The sequence below is a fragment of the Brevundimonas sp. genome (assembly GCF_018608325.1).
GTDB lineage: Bacteria > Pseudomonadota > Alphaproteobacteria > Caulobacterales > Caulobacteraceae > Brevundimonas.
The window spans coordinates 1-7,609 of the sequence record NZ_JABAZW010000097.1; the positions used below are offsets into that span (position 1 = coordinate 1).

General features: G+C 66.8%; 8 protein-coding genes and 1 pseudogene. 3 read left to right on the forward strand and 6 right to left on the reverse strand.

Features of this window, described 5'->3' with window-relative positions; genetic code table 11:
* Positions 1–127 (forward strand): annotated as a pseudogene (locus QZ281_RS09560) (glycosyltransferase family 1 protein); the annotation flags it as partial.
* A 30-nt stretch (positions 128–157) separates the two neighbouring features.
* Here the strand turns inward: QZ281_RS09560 and glmS are convergent.
* A complete protein-coding gene (gene glmS, locus QZ281_RS09565) occupies positions 158–1,972 on the reverse strand; it encodes a glutamine--fructose-6-phosphate transaminase (isomerizing) (protein ID WP_292227640.1) in 1,815 nt (604 codons plus the stop codon).
* A 164-nt stretch (positions 1,973–2,136) separates the two neighbouring features.
* Between glmS and glmM the strand changes: the two genes are divergently transcribed.
* A complete protein-coding gene (gene glmM, locus QZ281_RS09570) occupies positions 2,137–3,486 on the forward strand; it encodes a phosphoglucosamine mutase (protein WP_292227643.1) in 1,350 nt (449 codons plus the stop codon).
* Positions 3,487–3,500: 14 nt separating this feature from the next.
* Here glmM and QZ281_RS09575 read toward each other — a convergent pair whose 3' ends face one another.
* From QZ281_RS09575 to QZ281_RS09590, 4 genes are all read right to left on the reverse strand, one after another.
* Complete coding sequence (locus QZ281_RS09575) at positions 3,501–4,454, reverse strand: right-handed parallel beta-helix repeat-containing protein (RefSeq protein ID WP_292227646.1); 954 nt, start codon at positions 4,452–4,454, stop codon at positions 3,501–3,503.
* 1 nt (position 4,455) lies between these two features.
* Positions 4,456–5,268 (reverse strand): phosphatase PAP2 family protein, encoded by an 813-nt coding sequence (locus QZ281_RS09580; protein WP_292227649.1) that lies wholly within the window; start codon positions 5,266–5,268, stop codon positions 4,456–4,458.
* A complete protein-coding gene (locus QZ281_RS09585) occupies positions 5,265–5,786 on the reverse strand; it encodes a hypothetical protein (protein ID WP_292227652.1) in 522 nt (173 codons plus the stop codon). The genes QZ281_RS09580 and QZ281_RS09585 overlap by 4 nt, the downstream gene beginning before the upstream one ends.
* Before the next feature lie 77 nt (positions 5,787–5,863).
* Positions 5,864–6,214, reverse strand: a complete 351-nt coding sequence (locus tag QZ281_RS09590) for a ribonuclease (protein ID WP_292227655.1) — start codon at positions 6,212–6,214, stop codon at positions 5,864–5,866.
* Between the two features lie 102 nt (positions 6,215–6,316).
* Between QZ281_RS09590 and QZ281_RS09595 the strand changes: the two genes are divergently transcribed.
* On the forward strand, positions 6,317–7,315 hold the full coding sequence (locus tag QZ281_RS09595; RefSeq protein ID WP_292227658.1) for an LLM class flavin-dependent oxidoreductase: 999 nt from the start codon (positions 6,317–6,319) through the stop codon (positions 7,313–7,315).
* A 108-nt stretch (positions 7,316–7,423) separates the two neighbouring features.
* Here QZ281_RS09595 and QZ281_RS09600 read toward each other — a convergent pair.
* A partial coding sequence (locus QZ281_RS09600) for an alpha/beta hydrolase (RefSeq protein WP_292227661.1) occupies positions 7,424–7,609 on the reverse strand: 186 nt, incomplete at its 5' end.

Below are 7,609 nucleotides of genomic sequence, written 5' to 3' on the forward strand. Positions count from 1 at the left end.
GTTCAGCTGGCGCGCGTCCGCCGAGCAGTTTGTCGAGAACCTGCAGCCCTATCCTGAGCCCGAGCGCGGTCGGTTCTGGCGGCGCCTGCGTCGCATCGCCCGCATTCGCAAGCGGGCGGCGGCCTAAAACCCGTAAGCTCCAGACCGCCGTGGTCTGTCACTCCACCGTGACGGACTTGGCCAGATTGCGCGGCTGATCGACGTCGGTGCCTTTCTGGACGGCGGTGTAATAGGCCAGAAGCTGCATCGGCACGGCATAGACCAGCGGCGCGATCAGGGGGTGACAGTCGGGGGCGTCGATGCGGCGGATGCCGACGCCGTGCGGATCGGGGGCGTTCGCCGGCGTGATCATGATGACCGGACCGCCGCGCGCCGCGATTTCCTGAAGATTCGACGCCGTCTTGTCGAACACGTCATCCAGCGGCGCCAGGGCGATGGTCGGCGTCTCTTCGTCGATCAGGGCGATGGGGCCGTGCTTCAGTTCGCCAGCAGCGTAACCCTCGGCGTGGATATAGCTGATCTCCTTCAGCTTCAGCGCGCCTTCCATGGCCAGCGGGAACATGGGCCCGCGCCCCAGGAACAGAACGTCCGTCGCCTTTGACAGCTCCTGCGTCACTGCGCGGATGGTTTCGTCCATCCGCAGGGCTTCAGAGATCACGCGCGGGCTTTCGAACAGGGCCTTGACCAATTCAGCCTCAGCCGCCGCATCGATCTTGCCGCGCGCGACGCCCGCCGCGACGGCCAGGGCCAGAAGGGCGGCGACCTGGGCGGTGAAGGCCTTGGTCGAGGCGACGCCGATTTCCGGCCCCGCGTGGGTCGGCCACAGCACCGCGGCCTCACGCGCCATCGAGGAGGTATGGACATTGACCACCGCCGCCGTCGGCAGGCCTTGCGCCTTGCACCAGGTCAGGCTGGCCAGGGTGTCGGCGGTTTCGCCCGACTGGCTGACGGCGACCGCCAGCGTCGTCTTCGAGACGGCGGGCGAGCGATAGCGGAACTCGGACGCGATCTCGACGTCGCAAGGCAGGCCAGCCAGCTTCTCGAACGCATAACGCCCGATCTGACCGGCGTAGAAGGCGGTGCCGCAGGCAACGATCTGGATGCGGTCGATGGCGGCGAAATCGACGCCCTGCGCCTTCACCTTGCCGGTGACCAGATCGAGGTATTCGGACAGGGTGTGCTGGACGCTGTCAGGCTGCTCATGGATTTCCTTCTCCATGAAGTGCCGGTACTCGCCCTTTTCGACCATGGCCGAAGACGCCGACACCTGAACCACGGCGCGGTCGACCGGCTGGCCCGATACGTCGAACATTTCGGCGCCGTCGCGGGTCACGGCGACGTAGTCGCCCTCTTCCAGATAGGAGATCTTCTGCGTGAAGGGGCCGACCGCCAGGGCGTCCGAACCCAGATACATCTCGCCGTCGCCCCAGCCGACGACCAGCGGGCTGCCGCGACGGGCGCCCAGGATCAGGCCGTCTTCGCCGTCGATCAGCACGGCCAGGGCATAGGCGCCCGTCAGCCGGTCGAGCGTGGCTTTGAAGGCCTCAAGCGGCTTGCGGCCCGTGTTCAGTTCGGCGTCCAGCAGGTGGGCGATGACTTCGGTGTCGGTCTGGCTTTCAAAGACATGACCCTCGGCGGCCAGTTCAGCCTTCAGTTCGGCGAAATTCTCGATGATGCCGTTGTGAACCAGGGTCACGCGCCCGGCCTTGTGCGGGTGGGCGTTGGTCGTGGTCGGCGCGCCGTGCGTAGCCCAGCGGGTGTGGCCGATGCCGATGGTGGCCTTCAGCGGCTCTTCGGCCAGAACGGCTTCCAGATTGCGGATCTTGCCCTTGGCCCGACGGCGCTCGACCGAGCCGTCGACCATTGCGGCGACACCGGCGGAATCATAGCCGCGGTATTCCAGCCGTTTCAGGCTGTCGATCAGACGGGGAACAACAGGGCCGTTGCCGAGGACGCCGATAATGCCGCACATGTCTGAAAGGCTCCGAAAGAACGCAAAAGGGTCGCCGCTTTGCACTGAAGGCGATCCGGGGTTAAGCCACAGACCAAGCCCCATTGGCCGTCTATGCAATCTTAAGGCGCGCTGCATCAAAAAAGGGGTTTCGGAACGTTACCCGAAACAAAAGGACCCAGACCTTGGGCGACAGAAAATACTTCGGCACCGACGGCATGCGCGGTCGGGCCAACACCTATCCGATGACGGCGGAAATCGCCCTGCGCGTCGGCCTGGCTGCGGGCAAGCTGTTCCGCACCAGCGACGACCGACGTCACCTGGTGGTGATCGGCAAGGACACCCGCCTGTCCGGCTATATGATCGAACCAGCCCTGGTCGCGGGCTTCGCCTCGGTCGGCATGGATGTGCGCACCTTCGGTCCCGTGCCGACGCCGGGCGTGGCCATGCTGACGCGGTCGATGCGGGCCGATCTGGGCGTGATGATCTCAGCCTCGCACAACGACTATGCCGACAACGGCATCAAGCTGTTCGGCCCGGACGGCTACAAGCTGTCCGACGAGATTGAACTGAAGATCGAGGCCCTGATGGACGCCGGTCTGGATCAGGATCTGGCCCCGTCGAACAAGCTGGGCCGCGTCAGACGGATCGACGACGCCCAGGCCCGTTATATCGAGATCGCCAAACAGGCCTTCCCCAAACGGCTCAGCCTGCAGGGCCTGCGCATCGCCGTCGATTGCGCCAATGGCGCGGGCTACAAGGTCGCGCCAACCACCCTGTTCGAACTGGGCGCCGAGGTCTTCCCCGTGGGCGTGGAGCCGAACGGCGTCAATATCAACGCGGAGTGTGGGTCGACCCATCCTGCGACCCTGTCCGAGGCGGTCAAACGCTACCGCGCCGACATCGGCATCGCGCTGGATGGCGATGCGGATCGGCTGATCATCTGTGATGAAAAGGGTCAGGTCGTGGACGGCGATCAGATCATGGCCCTGGTCGGACTGGACTGGGCCAAGCGCGGCCTGCTGACCGGCGGCGGCGTGGTCGCCACCGTCATGTCCAATCTGGGGCTGGAGCGGCGCCTGAAGGCCGAGGGCTTGTCGCTGGAGCGCACCAAGGTCGGCGACCGCTATGTCATGGCGCGGATGCGCGAAGGCGGCTTCAACATTGGCGGCGAGCAGTCGGGCCATATCATCCTGCGTGACCACGCCACGACCGGCGACGGCCTGATGGCGGCATTGCAGGTGCTGGCCGTCCTGGTCGAATCCGGCAAGCCGATGAGCGAACTGGCCCATCAGTTCGACGCCGTACCGCAATTGCTGGAGAATGTCCGTTTCAACGCTGGCAAGCCGCTGGAGAACGACGCCGTCGTGGCCGCCATCGCGGATGCTGAGGCCGCCTTGAACGGCTCGGGCCGCCTGCTGGTGCGCCCATCCGGCACCGAAAAACTGATCCGCGTCATGGCCGAGGGCGACGACGAAGCTCTGGTCAAACGGGTGGTGTCGGACGTGTCGGCGGCAGTGCGGGCGGCGGGCTGAGCCTGTTCAGACGGCTATTCAGTGCGGTTGTCGGCGACCCGATTGTGGGTCGCCCCATCGCCGTCATCAGCGCTTGAGCCGAATGGATAGCCTGCATCCGCAGCGCAATAGGGTCGGCGCCCCTCACGCGACCCGACCACCACCGTCTGGGGCCGCAGCCAGTTGGCGCCGGTGAAGATGTTGCCGGTGATCTGATTATAGGACGGCGTCTGATGCCGGATCACGCCGTCCTCGCCGCAGTTGCGATACAGGAAGACCCCGCCGCGCCCGGCCAAGGCAAAGCGGTTGTCCGTGATCTGGTTATAGGCTGAACCATCCACGGCGATCTGTTCGCGCCCCGTACGGATGTTGAAGCGGTTGTCGCGGATGTCCGCCCCCCGGCTCTCGGCGTCCAGATAGACGGCGGTCGAGGTGGAGCGACCCGTGAAGGTCGAGCCGACCAGTTGCGTTCCCGACACTCCCGGCCCGACATAGAAAGGGATCGTCCCTGTCGCCTCGAACCGGATGCGGTCCAGCGTCACATTCTGCGGCGCCGCCGCCTGAGCCGCTCGCGTGTGATCCGCCGTGCGGGATGAGACCAGCAGATCACGCATCGATCCGCCTGCGCCCATGCCCCAGATGCGGATATTGCCGACCACCGTGCAGTTGCTGAGGCCGACCGCGGCAGGACGCCGCCAGTCATCGCCGTCACGCCGCGACCAGATGGCCACTGTGGGATTGCGCGGGCCCGCCGTTCCCGGCTGTTCGATGCGGCCGCCTCCGCAGTCCAGTTCAACGCCTGAGGCTTCCGGTCCTTCGATCAACACCCGGCGACGCACAGCCGCCCCTGCAAGCTGCGCCCGACACATCAGCCGATAGGGCCGATCAGACGGCGTCGTCAGGTCTCGGATTTCAGCGGCTGTGCAGGCCCGAGCAGCCGGGAATGGGTCAGCAACCTGCACGGCCAAAGCCGCCAGCAGCCCGAACATTCTAGGGCAGGACGGTTGGCAAGACGGCGCGCTCGGCGGCGCAACCAGGATTGGTCAGCCCCTTTGCGCGCGCGGCGGCCAGCTCAGCCCGCGCAGCCGCCAGATCGGCCTGGAAAGCCGGTGTGGCGACGGCTTGTGCGGTCGCGGCCCTGCCTATGGCTTCGCCCGTGGCGACATCGCTGGGATAGTGCATGGCGCAGACCAGGCGGCTGACGCCGATCTCATGGCCGATGCGACGCACGGCCTCGGCCCGCGACGGGTCGATGGCAGCGAAGGCTTCGCCATAGGCTGCACCGACGGCGGCGCTACCGGACGGATAGGAAGCGGATTTACGACCGGCCTCGCTGACGACCTGGCAGGCCCGGCGCTCAGGATCATCGCCCACGGGACGGGGCCGCGCCGCGCGACGCTTCACCTGTTCCGCAACGCTCTCGGCGTCATGGAAAACGCGCGCCATCACCCGATCCAGGTTCGGCGTTTCGGCCGAACCGAAGCGAACGCCCAGGGCGCAATCGAAATGCTGCAGCGCCAGCGGCGGACGCAGTTCCGCGTGCGAGGTGGCCAGCAGCCAGCGATCACTGTCTTCAAACGCCCGATACCGCGCGGACGTCGCCTTGTCCGCCACATCAACCTCAGAGCCTGACGCAGGCGGGGGCGGAACCGCATCGGCCAGCCGCGCCAGATCACCCGCCGCCAGATAGCCGGTCGAAACCTCTGTCAGTTTGGGCGCGCGATTCTCAGCCGGCGCGCAGGCGGCCATGACCATCAGCAGCCCCGCCGCGCCCAACAGGCCGACCGGGCTGCGGCGGCTCACTGGCCTTCGCTCCAGGTCAACTGAACCGAGGTGGCTCCGCCATCGCCCGGCGCCGCCACGACTTGAAGCCGAGGCCCGTCATTGGCCTCGCCCGCCGCGCCATAGGCCCGGGCGTCGCCTTGGTTAAGACCCATGACCGAACGCATGCCCGCCGCTTCGGCGCGTTCCTTGTAAAAGGCGACGATCTCGTCAGGGCTGGCGGAAGTGCGGAAGGTGACAAGCCCGCCCGCGCCTGCGTCGCCTGCGCCGATGGCGGGCCGCCCGTCCAGCTCCGCGCCAGGATACAGGGCCGCATAGGCTGGTGCGCCCGGCAGGGCAGGCGTCACTGTCGCCGCCGAAGGCGCAGCCGCCACGCCCGATCCCGTCTCCGGTTGCGTCGTCATGTCCGAAGCCGCGGGGGCGGCGGTCGGGGCGTTCAGCGCAGCGTCGGAAGACGTTTCAGGCTTGTCCGCACGGTCGCTGCAACCGGCTACGCAAAACAGAACTGCGGCGGTCGAAACCGCCAGACGGCGTATCATCGGGCGTTATTTCCCTTGGGCTCGATAGTCGAAGGCGCACCGTGGCGCCTCCATGCGGCGGCAGCAAGGCGCGAACGTCAGTCGTCGCCTCTCGCCCCCTCTGCCGGATCACCGCCGTCGCCGTCAAATCGACGGCCCGTGCCTTCCAGCCCATCCGGCCCGGCGTTGGATGGCGAGTCGGGATCGGCGGCTTCGCGCCCCTCTTCGGCCAGTCGCGCATTGATCACCGCCGAATCAGGATCATCGTCCGATCCGCTCGCGGACCCGCCGCGCAGCGACCCGGCGCGCGTGTCCGAACCCGAGTCCGATCCGTCCAGCGCGTCGATCAGCGTATCGGCCTTGTGGCCCCGGTCCGGCTTTTCGCCCATTTCGGCGGCCTCAAGCGCATCCTGGCCCTCGCGCTCGGCGGGCGGTGGTTGATCGGTCATCACGGCGCTCCTTTTCGGTCTGGATTAGGGGTTTCAGTTTAAAGTCGCCGCTGCAGTTGCGGTTCCCCTTGAACCGACGCGGCCAGCCCCGATCTAACGGCCATGATCCCGTTCTCAGTCCTCGACCTGTCGCCCATCGTCGAAGGCGGCGACGCCCGCCGCGCGCTCGATGAAACCCTGTCACTGGCTCAGGCCGCCGACCGTCTGGGCTACCAGCGGTTCTGGCTGACTGAGCACCACAATATGCCCGGCATCGCCAGTGCGGCGACTGCATTGGTCATCGGCCATGTGGCGGCGGGAACCGAGCGCATCCGCGTCGGATCAGGCGGGATCATGCTGCCCAATCATGCTCCGCTGGTCGTCGCCGAACAGTTCGGCACGCTGGAGACGCTGCACCCCGGCCGCATCGATCTGGGACTGGGCCGCGCGCCCGGCACGGACGGCGCCACAGCGCGCGCGCTTCGCCGCTATTTCGAGGGCGCCGACCAGTTCCCGCGCGACGTGGTCGAACTGATCCAGTGGTTCGAACCGGCGGCTGAGAACCAGCCTGTCCGCGCGGTACCCGGCGCCGGGCTGCGCGTGCCGATCTGGCTGCTGGGCTCCAGCCTGTTCAGCGCCCAGTTGGCCGGCCAGTTGGGCCTGCCCTACGCATTCGCCAGCCATTTCGCGCCGGAATTGCTGCTGGAGGCGCTGGCGCTCTATCGCCGCCAGTTCGTGCCGTCCGAGCATCTGGCCAAACCCCACGCCATGGCCGCCATCAATGTCTTCGCCGCCGATACGGACGAGGAAGGCAAGCGCCTGTCCACCTCCATGCAGCAAAGCTTTGCCCGCCTGACCTCAGGCAAGCCCGGCAAGCTGCCGCCGCCCGTCGATGACATCGAGGCCATCCTGACTCCGCAACAGATCGAAAGCGCCAAGAGCCGTCTGGTCTATTCCGCCGTCGGCGGGCCAGAGACGGTTCAGAAACAGATCGCCGACTTCATCGCCCTGACCAAGGTGGATGAGTTGATGGTCACCGGCATGATGTTCGACAACACCGCCCGGATACGCGGACTTGAGATCATCGCCGATGTGAGAGAGCGGCTGGAGAAGGCGTCCTGATTCTTCCTTCTCCCGGCGGGAGAAGGTGGCTCGCGCAGCGAGACGGATGAGGGTCCGCTCTTCCCCCTCACCCTTTCGCGCCAGAACGGCGGCGAAACCGCCGTGCGCTCAAGCCCTCTCCCGACGGGAGAGGGGTAATGAAGTCAGAAACTCCAGCAGCAGGGCATTGACCTCATCGGCGCGCTCCTGCTGGATCCAGTGACCCGCGCCCGGAACGACCACCGTGCGGGTCAGGTTGGGAACCCAGTCCTTCAGGCCCGCCTCCGCCGATCCGGCATAGTGGCGGACGGGGTC

Bases quoted from the DNA above. Each gene is read 5' to 3' on its own strand.
- glmS (WP_292227640.1), bottom strand. From the start codon at position 1,972: ATGTGCGGCATTATCGGCGTCCTCGGCAACGGCCCTGTTGTTCCCCGT.
- QZ281_RS09575 (WP_292227646.1), bottom strand. From the start codon at position 4,454: ATGTTCGGGCTGCTGGCGGCTTTGGCCGTGCAGGTTGCTGACCCATTC.
- QZ281_RS09585 (WP_292227652.1), bottom strand. From the start codon at position 5,786: ATGATACGCCGTCTGGCGGTTTCGACCGCCGCAGTTCTGTTTTGCGTA.
- QZ281_RS09590 (WP_292227655.1), bottom strand. From the start codon at position 6,214: ATGACCGATCAACCACCGCCCGCCGAGCGCGAGGGCCAGGATGCGCTT.
- QZ281_RS09595 (WP_292227658.1), top strand. From the start codon at position 6,317: ATGATCCCGTTCTCAGTCCTCGACCTGTCGCCCATCGTCGAAGGCGGC.